This window comes from Parasphingorhabdus sp. (genome assembly GCF_039982415.1).
Classification (GTDB): domain Bacteria; phylum Pseudomonadota; class Alphaproteobacteria; order Sphingomonadales; family Sphingomonadaceae; genus Parasphingorhabdus.
In genome coordinates this window covers 344,475-361,803 of sequence record NZ_JBDWYL010000006.1, presented here as the reverse complement: position 1 = coordinate 361,803, position 17,329 = coordinate 344,475, and the positions used below count along the sequence as shown (strand labels likewise).

The following is a 17,329-nucleotide window of genomic DNA, read 5'->3' as shown; positions in this document are numbered from 1 at the left end:
GTGGCAACAAGAATCATGAGGGGACGATCATGGAACAATTGGGCGCGCTCGACGCGATGTTTGCCTATACCGAGACACGCAACACGCCGATGCATATCGGCCAATTGCTTATCTATGATCCGTCGACAGCGCCGGGCGGTAAAGTAGGCTTTAAAGATATTTTGCACTATATTGAAGGCCGCTTGGATGGCGCGCGGATCTTCCGCCAGAAATTGGTTCGGGTGCCGCTTGACCTCGATCATCCCTATTGGATCGAGGATGAAAATTTCGATCTCGAATATCATGTCCGCCATATCGCATTGCCGCAGCCAGGAGATTGGCGCCAATTGTGCATCCAGGCGGCGCGCATCTATGCGCGCCCGCTTGATATGAACCGCCCGCTATGGGAGTTTACGGTCATTGAGGGTCTCGATAATGTCGAAGGCATTCCCAAAGGCAGTTTTGCTGTTTTGCACAAATTTCATCATGCCGCGATGGATGGACAATCTGGTCTGCAGATGACTTTGGCTTTGCATGATTTGGATGCGAAAATGAAACCACGGCAATGGGATCGCCAATGGAAGCCAGAGAACAAGCCGAATGATCTGGGTCTCTTGATGCGCGCGCAGGTCAACAATATTGCCAATCCGGTCCGCGGGCTGCAATCGCTGGGTAAATTGCTCCCCGTGCCCAAGCGCATGTTTGATTTCGCAAAGGAAAACAAACAGCAAAGGGACGCCGCAACCGGTATTCCCAAAACCCGCTTTGGCAATCGGTTGACCCCGCACCGGGTCTTTGACGGAAAAATATTTCCGCTGTCGGATATTAAAGCCATTCGGAGCGCTTTCCCCGGTGTGACGGTAAATGATGTGATGTTGACCGTCGTCGGCGGGACGATGCGCGCTTATCTCGACAGCAAAGGGGAATTGCCCGACCATACGCTTAAAGCCGGTGCGCCCATTTCCGTTCGCGATGACAATGGTGAAGCGGCGGGCGGTAATCAGGTTTCGATGATGACGGTCGGGCTCGGCACGCATATTGCTGATACCGCCAAGCGGCTGGAATTTGTCGCAAAGGAAACCGCGCGATCCAAGGAAATGGTCGAAGCTGTCGGCGCGCGGACGCTGATGGAGTTAAGCGGAGCCATGCCGGCCGGTCTGACCGCTGCGGCAACTAAATTGGCTGCTCGCATGGGCCTAGGCCAAACCGTGGCACCGCAAATGAACACGGTGGTCACCAATGTGCCTGGTCCGCCCGTGTCGATGTTTTTCTCCGGCGCGGAACTCAAGCGCAGCTTCGGCATGGGGCTGCCGACTGATGGCATGGGGGTCTTTCATATTGTGACCAGCTATCACGGCGAAGTCATGCTGACGATTACTGCCGATCGCGAAATGCTGCCTGACCCTGCCGCCTATGTGGCGATGGCCGAAAAAAGCTTCAAGGCGCTGCTGGCTGCTGCGAAAAAAGCGACAGCGGCTACAGCGAAAAAATCCAAGGCGAAAAAGGCAGCTGCGAAAAAACCGAAAAAACGGCTGACCACGCGTTCCGCTACGGCAGGCAAGGGGCGCAAGAAATAGGCGCGGTTTCTTCACCAATGTGAACAGAGCCATTGCTTGACTCGATGAAGAGGATTGCGCATCCCACAGCGCAACATATTCTTCATGAACAAGCGAGAGGCGAAAATCCCATGAGCACAGTAGAATTTAATGATCGCGTAGCGATTGTCACCGGCGCCGGTGCTGGTCTTGGTAAACAGCATGCAATGGAATTGGCCCGGCGCGGCGTCAAAGTGGTCGTCAATGATTTTGGCGGCGCGCGCGATGGTACAGGCGGATCGGCCACTGTCGCCGAAGGCGTGGTTGCTGAAATTGAAGCCGAAGGTGGCGAAGCCATGGCTGCCGGTTGCAGCGTTACGGACATGCCGGCCGTCGAAAAAATGGTCGCAGAGGCGATCGAAAAATGGGGCCATGTCGATATATTGGTCAACAATGCGGGCGTTTTGCGGGACAAGAGTTTTCACAAAATGACCATGGAAGATTTTGATTTTGTCATGGATGTCCATCTTATGGGCAGCGCCAATTGCACCAAGGCGGTGTGGGATCACATGCGCGAACGCCAATTTGGCCGGATCGTTATGACCACGTCTTCGACCGGTCTGTACGGCAATTTTGGTCAAGCCAATTATGGTGCGGCGAAACTCGCCCTGGTTGGTTTTATGAACACTCTGCACCAAGAAGGCGCGGGCAAGGGCATTCATACCAATTGTATTTCCCCGGTGGCCGCGACGCGGATGACTGAAGATATCATGCCGGAAGAAGCGTTGAAAGCGCTGGTACCGGAAGCGGTTACACCGGCTGTGGTTTATCTGTGCAGCGATGGCGCCCCTTCGAAGACGATATTGACCGCTGGTGCCGGTGGCTATGCTGCTGCAAAAATTCTCGAGACCGAAGGCATTTGGTTGCCCGAAGCAGAGCGCAGCGCAGAAGCCATCGCCGCCAATATCGATCAAATTCTCGATGAAACCGGCATGCAGGAATATGCCAATGGCGGCGGACAGGGCGGCAAATTTTTCCGCCGTATGCAGGAAGTGATGAAGGGTTAAGCCTGCAAGTCAGGCATGTTGAGACGTCGGTGTCGATTTTCAAATGGGGTCGATCGACCGCTGCAACAGGAAACGAAAAGAGATTAGAGGAGAGATATTATGCCGGTAATTAATGCAAGCGAACTGGATAGCTGGAAAGGCAAAGAAGTGGGCGTGTCGGATTGGTTTGAAGCCAGTCAGGACCGGATCAACAAATTTGCTGACTGCACCGAAGACCATCAATTCATTCATATTGATGAGGAAAAAGCCAAGGCAACGCCATTTGGTGGAACGATTGCGCATGGCTTGCTGACGCTCTCCTTGATGCCGGCCATGTCTTATGGCTGCACACTAGGTCTGGAAGGCACGGTGATGGGGATTAACTATGGCTATGATAAGGTTCGGTTCCTCAACCCCGTCCGCGCCGGCTCGAAAGTCCGCGCGCGCCATGTGCTGGTGGATGCGGTCGAAAAACAACCCGGCCGCTGGCTGATGACTTATGACGTCACGGTGGAAATAGATGGCATTGAAACGCCAGCTCTGATTGCGCGATCCCTTGCGATGATCGTGGTCGGATAAGCAAAACAATAGCGAATTGAAAACGGGCCTCGGATCGATTCCGGGGCCCTTTTTGTGCCTCATCCCTGTTTGCTGCGAGCGCAAAAGCGGCCGTTTTTACAATGCTTGCTCAAGCCATATTTCACATCAAGAATCCAATGACGCTTATCTTGCGTTAGATGGACTGTAAAAGTCAGCCTTGGTGATATTTTAAAGCGGATAGAATGGACTTGACGATGCTTTCAATCCGAGGGCTTTATCTCTCTCTACAACATTACGCCTGCCGTCCTGCACAAAACTACTGCCGCGGATGCCTGACAAAAACAAACCGCCCACAAGCCGTCCCAGCAGGGTCATCGGACGATCAAATTGCAGGAGCAGAACAACCCGGTCACCGCTTGCCCGGTTCCAAGCTTCATGCCGAAATGTATCGTCAAAGACTAATGTCTTTCCCTGTTGCCAATGACAAACTTTGTCGCAAATTTTTATACCGCAAGAATAAAAATTATCGGGGATCACCAATCCAAGATGGCAAGTAAGTAAGGCTTTTGTCACACCGCAATGACTGGGAATATCAGCGCCGGCCTCCATTATGGAGAAAAAGCCAGAGTTCAAACCTGGAATCTTTTCCAATATCTTTGTCGTCTCCGGGCAGCGTGCACAATTATGATTAAACCGATAGCCGTAACCAATTAAAAATAACGATTTCCACTTTTTGTCATGCGCAATACGGCTGTGATCGGGCGATACTTCATGAATAGGGTGAACGCCATCATGCTGAGCAAGAACGGCGCGGGCCTCCTGCGCAATTATATCTGCATTGTCCTCGAGCAATTTTGTAAATGAAAAAGCCGAACTTTCGAAAACCGGTAAATTTCCGACTTTGGAGTTTTTGGCCAACACGCGGTCCACATGTCTGCGTATCTTCTTCCCAAATTTAACAACAAGTGAAGACGGCTTGATCCGCTTCAGTGCCGGTTCCGGCAACTGCGCTTGTATCTGTTTCATATTCAATTTCCCCGTCAAAGCAAAACCAGTTTTCCTCAGGGAATTTACATAATGTGACAAGAAACACGCTGTCATACACCAAATGGAGTATGCCGCGGGGGGGGGGGGGGGGATATTTTGCAGGTTTTGTATGAGAATCTGAATCGCGAAAAAAAGAGCTAAAGAGGCGAGAAGAGAGTGTCCGCTTCGGGCGCAAAAGCGGACATTAGGAAAACTATAGCTAACGATCCGATCCGACCCGCTTGCAAGCATTGCTCTAGCAGACTAGCCTAGTGAGCTATGCGAAACCGCCTTATAGCTTTACTTTGCAGCATTCTTGTTTCTGGGTGCTCACAGGAGCCTAACTATCAGGTAACCCTCGAAACCTCAGATGGACCTGATGTTGCGCTAGTCTTGGACATCGAAAAGCGGTTGTCGGATGACCCTTGCCTGAACGAAATCGCAACGATGCGAAGAGAGTATCGTTATAGCATGCGTGACAGCGAGGAAGTGCGAGAATTGATCGACATCAAGGTTCAAGAAGCTGACTGGGATGGTCTTCCAGCCGGAATATTTGTCAAGGGACAACCGAAGTCATTTTCATTTGATGATAGGTCGTATTTTATTGCCTTTGCGACTTATCACGTGGCCAATGACGATTTGGACCTTTGGGCGTGTGGTGACAACGCAGCGGGGGATAGTTCTGTTCGCCATGATGCGCGATATTGAAGCCCACCTCTTATCCGCATTCACTACAAAAGCTGTTCGATAGCACTTTGAAACTAGCGTCCGCTTTCGGGATAAAGCGGACATCACCACTTTGGTTGGAAAAGCGGTCATCGGCAATGTGAAAACAATTGATCCGTTAACGACAAAATTGCGAAAGGAAGAGATGTGCCTTAGGATTAACATCAGATGTTCGAAACAATTGTCAGCTTATTCCTTACCATCTTTTTTTGTATTCGCGCTTATCCGTTGGATATTGATGAGCAGCAATGACCGATAATCCCAAAGAAGGATGTTCGCCTTGAAGAAGAAGTATCTCGTTTTGGCTCTGTTGCTGACGGGTTATGCCAGTCCCGGCATGACCCAACATCAGCTGGTTCTTGAAAAGCTAAATCAATGGAACAACGCTGCACCTGTGTTGAGCAATGAGGAGCTTCAGGAAGCAGTTCATAGCACGGCAAAACAGATTTATCCGGCGAGCAAGGCTTGCGCTGAGTCTGCGGTTACCCTCGATAGGGTTCATCCGGCAACCGCCAATCGATTCGTCTTCCGAGCCGTGCTGCGCCAACAAATGCGCAACGCTTGGACGGTGACCGCTCGTTTGCCCGGATGCGATACTGTGCCGGTCCGCTACATGGTGATGCAAAATAACGATAACAGCTTGAAAACCATCCGGGTCAATCGCGGCAAATCTTATGCGCACGACTCCCTGATTAGCGACACGCTTCCGTTAGCCCTGTTGGCCGCAACCGGCGCTCTCCAGCGCAAAGGCATTGGTTGCGATGCCAAAGACAAGTTCAAACTGGGCGTTACCCGGATAAAATCTGAGACCGATGGATTGGGTCCCGACATATTTGGTGTCCGTTATGCCGGGCATTGGGCCGAAATATGGCCTATCGAAATATGTGATCAGACTGTCGAGATATTGGTTAAGTTCAAGGCCGACGGCGATGGCGGCGCTTTTACTGATCTGCCCGGCGATCAAATTTCAATTTTACCCAAGTAGCTCTGTATAGCGCTTCCTTCGCTGAGCCGTTCGGCGATGCCTCATACCCCGTTGGAAATAGGTCCGGTTGGAGTGAGTTGCGGCATATGGTGCACCGCTTTACGGCGACGTATGGCACCGCCGATCAGGCCAAAGCCGATGAGCATCATGGCCCAGGTCGCAGGTTCCGGGACAGCCGCTGTGTTGAAGGTGGCCGTTAAATAGGTCTCTGCCGGTAAGGCTTGATCGGTGAAGAAAAACGATACGGAATCTGATGTAAACGCGGTGGAAACACCGGTCAAAGAGGTCGTGAAGTCGACGCTGGTTATCGGCGTGCCCAAATCCAAACTGGACAAAGCCAAAATGATCGAACCGCCGGGACCACCGCTGTAACTGGTAAAGGTGCCGGTCGACCGGAACGCAAAGCTGTTTGCACCGAAATCGAAAAACTGGTTGCCAAAATATTGCCCCTCTTCGCCAGCACCGACAACTACATTCTGGACTCCGAAGCTTCCACCGTTTTTGCCTAGTTCGATTGTGACCGTATCACCGATCAGCGTGGCAGCGGCAGCTGGCATCGAAACGCTGGCCAGAGCCAGGGCGATTGCGGACCCGAACAACCTAATATTATTCTTCACAAAATTTTCCGTTTTCACATTAATTCTCCTGTTGAAGCCAAAGCCTCTTGGTGGATCCGGAAAGAAACGGTCCGAGTCCGGTTTTGGTCATGCACAGACAATAGCTACATGCAAAAAACCGTCATACGCCATATGAAGTATGACGGATTATTTTTCTGCCGCGCAGTCTATATCGATAGATTGCTCGCCTCATGATCAATCGGCTCGGGCTTGCCGACTGCGCCGCGTTCGCCACCCGGCGCCGATTCCGAAGATCAAGATCAGGATGCTGCCGATTAATATCCACTGGACCATATTATCCACCTTCATCGCGAAGGCCAGATTATCGATATTGCCGGTTTTCCAGAATATCCAATGGCCTGCAATTTCTGTTGCGAGCAGGGCGTTGCCGGTCTCTAGAATAATGATGCCATTGCCGGTGGCGGGATCAAGTCGGACGGCGCTGTTGATTGCGGGTTCATTATTCCCGTCATGGCCGATGATAAAGCCGCCTTGGTTGTTCGGGGCATATAGCATCACACCCAATCCCCAGACATCTGCGCCGAGCGATGATGCATGAGCCGTGGCCATTTTGTGCCGTGTCTCGTCGGACAATAGGGATTGAACCGCGCTGGGACCCTGGCTCTCTACAAATCGCGCCATGTCGGCCGCCGAGGTAAAAAGCGAGGTGGCGCCCAGAGCGCTATACCAGCGAAACGGTTCGGTGTGGCCATCGGGTGTGAAATTTTCGGCCAAGCCCATTGCCATTGCCTCGCCATGATCAAAGGTCGTGCGTGTCATGCCGAGCGGCTCGAAAACCCGTTTTTTCATATGGTCGGCAAAGGCAAGGCCCGAGACTTCCTCAATCACCAGTTGCAACAGCGTATATCCGCCGCCAGAATAATTCCATTCTTCGCCCGGCTCTTGGCCAACCTTCACAATCCCGTTCTTGCCGGGTGAAGCATCCTTGGCGCGCGTCAGCGACGCTTCCAGTGTTTGCACGGCACTAGCAGTGTCGAACCCGTTATAGCCCAGACCGTCATCAAGACCGCCCGTATGACTGAGCAATCTGCCAATGGTCACGCCGGAATGATCAAATTCGCTATTGGGAAGTTGCCACCGTGTGAGATATTGCTCAACCGGCGCATCAATGTCGATCAAGCCATCGTCGACGAGGACCATGACACCCCAAGCAGTGAGCCATTTACTTAGTGACGCGACTTGAAAAACACTGTCCTGATCAACCGGTGCGCCGGATGATCGATAGTGGCTCTCCACAACCTTGCCTTTTTCGACCATTATCATGGCAATATTGCCACGCGCTTGTTCATCGATGATTTTTTCAGCAGCGGTCATAAAGGCATCCGATGACCGGGAGGTGGTGAGAGGTTCCTGCAGCCATCCTTCACTGCTGTTCAGAAAAACCAATATGGTCCAACCGACAATTGCGAGGATGGTGCCGAGGGCAATGAGAAAATATTGTTTCATAATCTGCTCCTATATTGGGGATTGTCAGACAGATTTGCCGACCATCAAACTGAGGGCTGCGACCAAATATAATCCGGCCGCCAAAAAGGATCCGCCGGTCCGGAAATGATTGAGGCGGGTCCATTTTTTTCCATAAACCTCCCAATAAGCCTGTGCATCGGCTGATCTATGGTCCAGCGCGGCTAGCCGGTTGTTCATCGGAACATTGCCAAACAGCGTCATCAGGAACACGCCGCAAAGATATAGCAAGGCCGCGGCGATGAGGATCAGGCGGACCACGCCATCCAGCGCGATCAAACCATAAAGGGCAAAGGCCAGTGAGAAGGCTGTGATCGCAAACAGGGCCGCCACAAATTCAGTGCGGATCACTGTCTTGTTGATTTGCTGCATCGCTTCAATGGCGCTAGCTGGGGCAGCGCGCTGCAAGCCTTTCATGATAAATTCGGAAAATGCCTTGAACACACCGCCTTCAAAAGCGCACCAGAGACCCAGCGCAAGGCAGATATAGACAGACCATAGATGAGACATAAGAAATTCCTTTTGGTGAGGTTTTGCGCAATGCAGCGCGGGATTATTGGGATTGAGTAAACCGCAATCGCAGCCATAAGATCGCGCCGAGAAAGGCGACGGCCAATTCCAAGGCCATCGCTTGGACCAACGCTTGGGATGGCAGGCCATCGTGCATCAAGCTAAACAACCGAGCGAAACCATAAGATCCATAAATGGCTATAATCAACGCCACTGCTGGCTGTAAGAACCGGGTTCGGCCGACACTGAAAAGCAGGAATAAGGCGCTGATCATCAGAAAAGCGCCGGGTGCGCGGACTTCTGAAAGCTGGCTGGGATTGTCCGCAAGGATGATCCCATGGGCGGCTGAAAATTCGTGCGGTTGAAACAACAGGCCGGTACCGACCATGATCAGTAATCCACCAGCAACGCCAATAAAAATGGAGGTAAAAAGAGAGGCCATCATACCAACTCCCAACAATTCGTCGCCGCAGCATCGCGGGCATAATTCGTAAAGTCTTTTGCCGGGCGGCCCAGAGCGCGTTCTACGCCGTCTGAAAGATGGGCATTGCGGCCATCCAATACCGTTGCAAAAAGATAGTCGAGCATCCAGACAACATCATCAGGCGCACCAGATTTACGGATGCTGTCGACAAAAGTCTCATGCGGGATATCGACATAGCTAATTTGCCTGCCGAGCGCTTTGGAAAGAGCATGTGCGATATCATCGAAGGCCAGGAGTCTCGGGCCCGTGACTTCATAGATTTCGCCCGCATGGCCGTCTTCGATCAGCGCCGCAACCGCGACATCGGCGATATCATCGGCATCGACAAAAGGCTCCAGCATGTCTCCGGCTGGTAAAGTGATGGTGCCGTTCAACACCATGTCAATAAAGGCGCCTTCTGAGAAATTCTGATTGAACCAGCTTGCTCGAACAACAGTCCATTCCAGGCCGGATCCGGCGACGATACGCTCACAGGCTTGCGCCTCTTCTTCACCGCGGCCGGACAAGAGAACCACCCGCTCAACAGCTTCGCCTTTCGCTTTGTCGACAAAGGCCTGGATGGCATCGGCTGCGCCCGGGATAGCAAGATCAGGGGTGTAGCTTATATATACAGCCGTCACGCCGTTCAGGCAGGCATCCCAGGTTTTTTCATTGTCCCAATCAAAAGATGGCAGGGCTGATCTTGAGCCTATGCGAACAGCATGGCCTTTTTGAATCAGGCGTTCTGCAATGCGTTTGCCGGTTTTTCCTGTACCCCCCAGAATAAGGGTGACGCTTTTCTTATCGCGCAGGACATTCATGAACTTGCTCCTCAACTGGTTTGTGCAAGTCAATTCATAAACGGCAGCTGGGGCCTATTCTTGTCCGATAATGCCAGTCTTTTGACAGTTCGCGCCAAAATCAACTGATCGCGGATCCGATGCGATAGGAACGCGGCGTCTGTCCAGCCCAACGCTTGAAGGCCCGTGTGAAACCGCTCTGTTCCGCAAAGCCGGTCAGAAATGCAATCTCTGCGAGACTATATTTTGTATCGCGCAGCAATTGCTGCGCGAGTTCCTGACGCGCGAGATCAACCAAATTCTGAAAGGAATGCCCTTGATCGGATAGCCGTCGTTGCAGCGTTCGCGAGCTCATCCCCAATTTTGACGCGATGACTGAAAGCGTCGGCACGCCTTCGCTGAGCAATTGCGCCACAGTGAGCCGGACGCGCTTTTCCAAACTATTGGCGTCGGCAAGCTCCGCCAGTTCCTTTTCCAAATGGCGATCAAAAAATGTTGCTATTGTTTCATCGCCTAGCCTGTTGGACACGGCCAGAGTTTCTTCGCTGACGAGCAAGGCATTGCGGTTCGACTCAAAATGCACTGGGCAACCAAAATGATCGGCGTAAACCGCTATGTCACCTCTGGGGGCATGTTTGAAAAACACGGCCTCGGGGACAAATTTCGCTGTGCTAACTTCTTGGCTAATCGCGACAACGGCTGACAGGCTAGCCTCATTGGACAGCAACATACCAAGACTGCCATCTCCTGCTTTTTCAAGATTGTAGAACCAGCCATCTGGACATTGTTCGAGCGAATAGGTTTCCGCATTGCCCAATACGCGCCCATAGCGCGTGGATCTGACATAGGAGCCGCGCAGATCAGGTGCGGCTTTCCAGGCCAGTCCAAAGGCACCATATTCGTCACTGCGCATCGCCGCCCCGATGCGCAAAGGCAATGCAAGGCCGCTCGGATCGCGTTCCGCCAGGGCCGCGAAAAACTGATAATAGTCGGCAGAAGAGACCATCTGGGTCGGATCAATGGGGCCGTCAGGCGCCAAACCCAAAGATTCAACCAAATCGCGTGTGGCAACACCAGCACTGGCTTGCCCGATGACTTTATAGACATATAGCGACGTAATCTGGCCCATAGGACCAGATATAAAAAAATTTTGCGCTTGGCGAGACCGATTTAATCCTGAAAATGGCTGTGCGCATTTGCGATGATCGCACATTTCCCTTTTCGCGAAGCGGCGATATCGAAACTAGTTAAACCAGTTTACCATGGTTCGGACAAAGGGAATGCGATTTATCAAGCGATTGGTAATAGCGCCTTTGATCGCTTCACCATAGCCACGAGAAGAAATGACCCGCTGAACCTGTCTGGCATGGCCCATTGCTCTGGCAATTGCTGATCGATCACCGCGAAACGCCTTAGGCAATTCTTTCAACGCATCTGTCGTATGCGTAAAGCCCTTGACCGTATTTTGCAGTACCGCAGCCGCGGATTCGGCAGGAATGCCGAGAGCCGGGGTCAGTCCGGCCCGAGCCGCAGGTATTGTGGTCAGGTTACGCAATCCATCCATCAACGCCCGACCGTTCCGGCCTTTTGGGTTTCGCGCGAGAGACGCTATGCCTTGTAATGTGGCGAGTGCCGCCGTTGATCGCGAGATATTACTATTGGTATAGGCGCCTGCCGGATTGCGAATGTCATCGAGCAATGCTGAACCATAGCGTCCGATTAGAAACATGTTAGCCGCAATATTTTCATCATAGTCATTGCCCGCAACCGGCTGCGCCAGATGAGTGCCCTGGGCAATCACATAACTGGCTAATGTTTGCAGTGCGCTGCGCTGATCACCAGGATCGTCTGATGTTTCCAGCGTCGCAAAAACATCATTTAATCGAAAATTGTCTCTAAACTCTTCGCGATTTAGCATCATTTGCAAGATATTGGCGACATCTTGAGCTTCCTGACTATCTTGGCCGGCGCGGCGCAATTGCGCGACAATTTCTGGCAATGCCTCTAGCCGCGCATCCAACACGGCCCTTTCATCGAGCCGGTTAACCCGCTGTGTCATCTGCTGGATTACATTTTCCAAAGACGTTAAATCCGGCCGCAACAATTTTCCGCGATGGAAGTTCAATCGGTTACCAAAGCCAGTGGAACCACCCAATTCGGATGTTTTTTTCTCCAGAAAAATCACGCCGCCCTTGACCCATTGGGCTTGGCCATAAATTTGCCCCGTCTTTCTGCTCGGGTCTCGCGGAGAAAATATCTCGGCGACATCAGCCCTGTGGCTCCAAATGGCTGCGGGTTGGTTGAGCTGATCACTGGTGTCCCGCAATCCGCGCAACAATGTCATGCCAACCTGATATCCTTTTTGCGCCATTTCTGGCGTCGTCGATACCAAGGTGCCAGATATGGTGCCGCCATTGTCCAGTGTGAAGCGCAACACGGCATCGGTTGTTCCGCCTCTCCAGGCTTTATATTTCCAGTCCCCCAAGAGCCAAGCCGACTTCTCTTCCAATCGGTTGCGTTCGGCTAATGCGGCTTGATCGGAGGACGACAAGTTGGGCTCTGATGCTGGCCCGCTAATGTCACCCAGTTCGACCGTTTCTCCGCCGGTGTCCGAATCGCCCTTATTCTTTTGATCTTTGCATTCCGGCGTTTTGAATGTCTGCGCGCGATTATAGGCTTCGGTTGTGCGCTGCAATTGAACTTCCGCTTTTGCGCGCGACATTGTGCTTCTTGTACCAGCGGCCTTAATTGCCTCCAATTCTTTGTTATATTCCCCCACCAAACGCTTTAATTTGGCAAGCAATATGTCTGCTCGTTTCATCTTACACTGTTTTTTGAGCGAGATGATTTCGTTGCTGATGCTGAACGGCGAACAAGCGCGAAACAATCGGAGCTTGTAATTTGCGGTGATGTGAAACGCATCTTCAAGATCATTATTGCGCTGCTTGGCTGCAGCTATGGCATCTTTATCTTTCAGCTTTATCATGCGGTCGAGCAATAAAGAGCGTTGCTTAAGCAGGAGCGCGGCTTCGTCGTCGAGTTCTTTTACCAATATCCTTTGTGCCGCCAAGCGACAGCTTTTGATCGCGTCAGCTGTGCGCTTTTCAAAATTTCTTTGGACCCGTCTCACTCCCGGTCCCGCAAGAGCGGCTTTGTCCGTTTGAGCCGCAGCAACAAATTGTAATGGGCCGCTGGAGACAGGGACGGTTGCCCACAGCATTGTTATCAACGCCAGCATGATCGACCAGCTTGGTTTCCCTGATTTTTTAGTCTTCATCGCAAATCCTATAGTTACACGACGCGCCCGATTGGTCTGCGGCAATAGATATTGCTGGACAAAAACTGTTCGTCATACACCATATGGAGTATGCACCATTTCAGGAGGTAGATAATATACCGGCATGGCGCAAGAATCTGAACTGGGTGAAGAAGAACTGAAATTGCTCGAAACGAGCTATCGTTTCATCGCTGATGCCACGGCTTATGATAAGTTTATAGATGTTTGGACGGAGCGCCTCGAATGGATTGATCAACATGGCGGAAACCGGGTCGATGATTTTCTGATCAACCGCCACCTCGGTTCGCTTTCGGCCATGATCAAAAAAATCGCGTTGGAGGATACCGATCCCAAAGATCTGGTTGAAGATGCCGTGTCCTCTGTTGCCGGCGCTGCCTTGATATTGAGCCCCAATAATCTGGTGGTCGCGCTCAATGACCTGGCTTTTGACAAGTGGGGCGTCCGGCGCGGCGCTCCGACATCAATGCATTGGCTTGATCCCTTGTCTCACGATAATCTGGACCAGGTTCGACGCAGCACGATCAAGCGCGGTAATCATCTGCATAGCATTGTGCGCACGGTGTCCGACGATGGTCGGATCAGTCTCGCGGAGGCCTTTATTCTCGATGAAGAACAGCATCCCGGACTGCTTGCCATTCGGGAGCTGGACTTTGGCTGGACCGAAAATCTCTCTGCTCTATTAATGCAGTCATTCGATCTTACCGAAGCAGAAACCGATGTGTGCCGGCTACTGCTTGATGTGTGCGGAACGGATGAAATTGCTGAAATCCGGTCGACATCGGTGCACACGATAAGAACCCAATTGCGAACAATTTTTGCCAAAACCCAAACCGCCAATCAGGTCGACTTAATTCGCTTGCTCGGTCTGGTCAGTGCGCATCTCGCCCGCCGAGATAATCTCGACAGCGGGAAATGGCAGGACCCGCTGGGGAATCAGAAAATTTTTCAGGACAGCTACGGACGGGATATTGCCTATAGCTGGATGGGGGCGCCTGATGGCCGCCCGGCGATCCTGTCGCATGGCATGGCCACCGGCTATCTGCTGCATCCCGATGGGGTTGCCTTATTGCATGAACGCAACATCAAGCTTTACTGCATCAGCCGGCCCAGCTTTGGCGACAGCGATCCTTCCCCGCGCAAAGATGCCTCTCAGGGCGCCGCCGATGCGATCATCGCGCTCGCGCAACATCTGCACATCGATCAATGGGTTGCTGTCGGCCTCGCGGTTGGCGCGATACCGTTATTCCGGGCCGTCCAAAATCCCGATTCACGGATCAAAGGCATAATCGGTTCGTCTACCTATATCCCGTTTTCAGCTGATGAGAGCTTTGATCATTTTTCCCCCGCGCGGCGGATTGCTAATCGCTTCGCGCGGACATCGCCTACGCTGACCGAACTGGCGGTCATGGTCACCTATCGGATGATGCGCGTAAAAGGACCCGAGCATATTTGGCAAACCATGTACAGTGCCTGTGAAGCGGATAAAAAAGCTGCTAATGATCCAGAGTGTGTTGCGCTTATTCGAACCGCCGCGGCTATGCTCACTGCACAAAAGCATAAAGCATTGACCAACGATATGCGGATGATTGCCGCATTATGGTATGATGATTTCATGCAATGCGAAACCCCAACCCGCTTTCTCCATGGCACGGCCGATGCCGCCATTCCGGTCGAAAAACTCATCGCGACAATTGACGGCAAACCCAATATGAAACTTGATCTGATCCCGGATGCAGGCGAGCTTTTATTCTATTATCATTCAGACAAGCTGGTCCTCGCGCTAGCCGATATGCTTGACGAAGTGATCGGTTAATCCTGCTCTGCTGCATCAAAATTGCCAGCGTCTACTACCCTAGTTTTGGCCGAACCAAGGCATAAGAATTTTCAACTTCTAACAAACGAAGGCGGAACACTGTGCAATTGATTTGAAGGGTAAACACCGGTATCCGCTAAGGGCGCAAAAGCGGACATTCTGCTCGGGACTGTCGGAAGTATTGATAATCTCCCAGTTAATGTCGTTCATCGAGGATCGTTGGTATTTGATCGATCAATTACAACAAGCATTTTCTGCAACCTTACCTAAAATACAGGACGGTTATCGCAGCTGAAAAGTAAGAAATTTTTTCACTTATCGATAAGATAGTTCAGCGATCGAGGGGATTAATATGGTGACCAGCCTAAACCTGCACCCTTATATATATCGTGGCATGGTTTCCTCAGCGAGCATGCTTTTGTTGATACTTGCTCCGACAGATGCGTCTACACCCGTTGAGCAACAAAAGATTGTTGCTGACGATGGTGCTCAAGAGGACTTTTTTGGTTTCAGCGTCGCGATCTCTGGCGATATTGCAATTGTTGGATCATATAAAACTGATGATGAAACTAAGGGTGTTGATGCGGGTTCTGCATATATTTTCGTGCGTTGCGGACGTATCTGGCGACAGCAAGCCAAGCTCACCGCCAGTGATGGTACAGCGAATGATACGCTTGGCGGTAATGTTGCGCTTTCCGGAAAAACTGCTGTAGCCGGAGCAATTGGTCATGATGAGAACGGCGATAATTCTGGTGCTACCTATGTGTTCACCCGCTCCGGAGTAATTTGGAGACAACAAGCCAAACTTACCGCGTCCGATGCCGCTGAGGGAGACGCCTTCGGTCAGAGCATAGCAATTCAAGGTGATACGATCGTGATCGGAGCACCGCATGACGACGACAAGGGCGATGGCTCGGGTTCGGTCTACGTCTTCACCCGCACCGGGAAGTCATGGAGACAACGGGCCAAACTTACCGCGGCCGACGGCGCAGAAGGCGACCTGTTTGGAATTAGCGTTGCGCTTTCAAACGACACCATCTTGGTTGGTGCCGATTTGAATGATGAAAGAGCTATGAATGCTGGTGCTGCCTATGTGTTCACGCGGTCTAAAGAAGGCTGGATTCAACAAGCCAAACTTACGGCTGAAGATGGCGCAGAAACTGATATATTCGGTGTTCGGGTGGCTCTATCCGGCGATACAGCCCTGATTTCGGCCCGCCGAGATGACGATGAACTAATGGGCGTGGATGCCGGTTCAGCTTATATATTCGCCCGGGAGGGGACGGTATGGCGGCAACAGGCGAAACTGACTGCTCCGGATGGCGACACGGATGACAGATTTGGACGCAGCGTGGCGCTTATCGATGACATGGCATTAATAGGCGCTATGCATCAGGACGACCGGGGCGATAATTCTGGTAGTGCCTATGTGTTCGCACGCTCCGGTAGCATCTGGAACCATCAGACTACGCTAATGGCTGCCGATGGTGCGAAGGGGGATTTATTCGGTTGGAGCGTTGCAATGTCCGACGACACGGCACTGATAGCCGCCACTCGTGATGACGATAAAGGCAATGAATCGGGTTCGGTATACCTGTTTGATATTGGCAGCGACTAACCTGGACAGCTTGGGTCCGCTTTCGCGATTTCACGGTCACCCGGATATATTTCTGTGGCCGCGCGCACCGGAGCTTTTCGAAATGTCCACTATAAGCAACAATTTTTTGGCTGGGGTTTAGGGGGTTCCGGCAATTCTTATACATTGGCCGGTGACCCATTCCGATGCCGGCGCGCAGAGATAGAGCGTGAGCGCGCCAATATCTTGCGGCGTGCCCAAACGACCGGCCGGAAGGCCCAGCGTGTCTTCAAAGCCGATAAAATCCTCGTCCGTCATGCTCAGTGCTTTTTTCACCGTTTCGGTTGGGACAAAGCCGGGCAGGATGGCATTGACGCGGGTTTTGGGGCCCAGTTCGTGGGCCAGCGTTTTGGTCAGCATGAGCACGCCCGCTTTGGCGGCGCTATAGTGGCCGCTGCCGGGAAACGGGTCTTGGCCGGCCATTGAACTGGTGTTGACGATCCGGCTGCCTGCGCCAAAATATTTGCAGGCGGCCCGCACCCCGTGAAAGACAGAGGTTAGGTTGACGGCCATGGTCTTGTCCCATTCGGCTTCATCCAATTCGGTCAGCGGCGCTGAGACAAGCGAGCCGCCGGCATTATTGACCCAAATATCGAGCCGCCCAAAGCTATCAACCGCGCGTTTGGCCAGCGCCTCCATATCTTCGCGGCTGGTTACATCCGTGACTTGAGCGATTGCGCGGCCACCAATATTGCTGGCGTTAATCTCATCCGCGACCGACTGGATTTCATCAACGCTGCGCGCCGCGCAGACGACATTGCACCCGGCATCGGCCAATGTTTTTGCCATGCCTTCGCCAATGCCTCTGCCGGCGCCTGTAATGACAGCCACTTCTCCGGTTAGATCGAAAAGGGCCTTGGTCATATCATT

At 52.2% G+C, this 17,329-nt stretch carries 16 protein-coding genes; 7 read left to right on the top strand and 9 right to left on the bottom strand.

Going from position 1 to position 17,329, the window contains the following annotated elements:
* Positions 1-29 precede the first annotated feature (29 nt).
* From ABJU74_RS07420 to ABJU74_RS07410, 3 genes are all read left to right on the top strand, one after another.
* On the top strand, positions 30-1,556 hold the full coding sequence (locus ABJU74_RS07420; protein WP_348383680.1) for a wax ester/triacylglycerol synthase family O-acyltransferase: 1,527 nt from the start codon (positions 30-32) through the stop codon (positions 1,554-1,556).
* A gap of 110 nt (positions 1,557-1,666) precedes the next feature.
* Positions 1,667-2,581, top strand: a complete 915-nt coding sequence (locus ABJU74_RS07415; RefSeq protein WP_348383681.1) for an SDR family NAD(P)-dependent oxidoreductase — start codon at positions 1,667-1,669, stop codon at positions 2,579-2,581.
* A gap of 99 nt (positions 2,582-2,680) precedes the next feature.
* The gene (locus ABJU74_RS07410; protein ID WP_348383682.1) at positions 2,681-3,139 is read left to right on the top strand and encodes a MaoC family dehydratase; all 459 of its coding nucleotides are present in this window, start codon (positions 2,681-2,683) and stop codon (positions 3,137-3,139) included.
* 189 nt (positions 3,140-3,328) lie between these two features.
* On the opposite strand, the gene ABJU74_RS07405 is transcribed toward ABJU74_RS07410, so the two are convergent.
* Positions 3,329-4,126 (bottom strand): aspartyl/asparaginyl beta-hydroxylase domain-containing protein, encoded by a 798-nt coding sequence (locus ABJU74_RS07405; RefSeq protein ID WP_348422841.1) that lies wholly within the window; start codon positions 4,124-4,126, stop codon positions 3,329-3,331.
* Between the two features lie 393 nt (positions 4,127-4,519).
* Between ABJU74_RS07405 and ABJU74_RS07400 the strand changes: the two genes are divergently transcribed.
* Both ABJU74_RS07400 and ABJU74_RS07395 read left to right on the top strand, forming a co-directional pair.
* Positions 4,520-4,834 carry a hypothetical protein gene (locus ABJU74_RS07400; RefSeq protein WP_348383684.1) on the top strand — a complete coding sequence of 105 codons (315 nt, stop codon included), beginning with the start codon at positions 4,520-4,522 and terminating at the stop codon, positions 4,832-4,834.
* A gap of 298 nt (positions 4,835-5,132) precedes the next feature.
* Entirely contained in the window at positions 5,133-5,837 is a 705-nt protein-coding gene (locus ABJU74_RS07395; RefSeq protein ID WP_348383685.1) for a hypothetical protein, read from the top strand.
* A 41-nt stretch (positions 5,838-5,878) separates the two neighbouring features.
* On the opposite strand, the gene ABJU74_RS07390 is transcribed toward ABJU74_RS07395, so the two are convergent.
* From ABJU74_RS07390 to ABJU74_RS07360, 7 genes are all read right to left on the bottom strand, one after another.
* Positions 5,879-6,472: a PEPxxWA-CTERM sorting domain-containing protein gene (locus ABJU74_RS07390; protein WP_348383686.1), complete on the bottom strand. Its 594-nt coding sequence runs from the start codon at positions 6,470-6,472 to the stop codon at positions 5,879-5,881.
* A 177-nt stretch (positions 6,473-6,649) separates the two neighbouring features.
* Complete coding sequence (locus tag ABJU74_RS07385; protein ID WP_348383687.1) at positions 6,650-7,921, bottom strand: serine hydrolase domain-containing protein; 1,272 nt, start codon at positions 7,919-7,921, stop codon at positions 6,650-6,652.
* A gap of 24 nt (positions 7,922-7,945) precedes the next feature.
* A complete protein-coding gene (locus tag ABJU74_RS07380; protein WP_348383688.1) occupies positions 7,946-8,449 on the bottom strand; it encodes an anthrone oxygenase family protein in 504 nt (167 codons plus the stop codon).
* Between the two features lie 43 nt (positions 8,450-8,492).
* Entirely contained in the window at positions 8,493-8,894 is a 402-nt protein-coding gene (locus tag ABJU74_RS07375) for a DUF4345 domain-containing protein (protein ID WP_348383689.1), read from the bottom strand.
* Complete coding sequence (locus tag ABJU74_RS07370) at positions 8,891-9,733, bottom strand: NAD(P)H-binding protein (RefSeq protein WP_348383690.1); 843 nt, start codon at positions 9,731-9,733, stop codon at positions 8,891-8,893. The genes ABJU74_RS07375 and ABJU74_RS07370 overlap by 4 nt, the downstream gene beginning before the upstream one ends.
* A gap of 100 nt (positions 9,734-9,833) precedes the next feature.
* Positions 9,834-10,841, bottom strand: coding sequence for an AraC family transcriptional regulator ligand-binding domain-containing protein (locus ABJU74_RS07365; protein WP_348383691.1), 1,008 nt, complete (start codon positions 10,839-10,841; stop codon positions 9,834-9,836).
* A gap of 114 nt (positions 10,842-10,955) precedes the next feature.
* Complete coding sequence (locus ABJU74_RS07360) at positions 10,956-12,989, bottom strand: hypothetical protein (protein WP_348383692.1); 2,034 nt, start codon at positions 12,987-12,989, stop codon at positions 10,956-10,958.
* A 124-nt stretch (positions 12,990-13,113) separates the two neighbouring features.
* Here ABJU74_RS07360 and ABJU74_RS07355 point away from each other — a divergent pair, with 124 nt between their 5' ends.
* Both ABJU74_RS07355 and ABJU74_RS07350 read left to right on the top strand, forming a co-directional pair.
* A complete protein-coding gene (locus ABJU74_RS07355; protein WP_348383693.1) occupies positions 13,114-14,823 on the top strand; it encodes a hypothetical protein in 1,710 nt (569 codons plus the stop codon).
* A 352-nt stretch (positions 14,824-15,175) separates the two neighbouring features.
* Positions 15,176-16,441 carry an FG-GAP repeat protein gene (locus tag ABJU74_RS07350; protein ID WP_348383694.1) on the top strand — a complete coding sequence of 422 codons (1,266 nt, stop codon included), beginning with the start codon at positions 15,176-15,178 and terminating at the stop codon, positions 16,439-16,441.
* Between the two features lie 117 nt (positions 16,442-16,558).
* Here the strand turns inward: ABJU74_RS07350 and ABJU74_RS07345 are convergent, their stop codons facing one another.
* Entirely contained in the window at positions 16,559-17,323 is a 765-nt protein-coding gene (locus ABJU74_RS07345) for an SDR family oxidoreductase (protein WP_348383695.1), read from the bottom strand.
* Between the last annotated feature and the right edge of the window lie 6 nt (positions 17,324-17,329).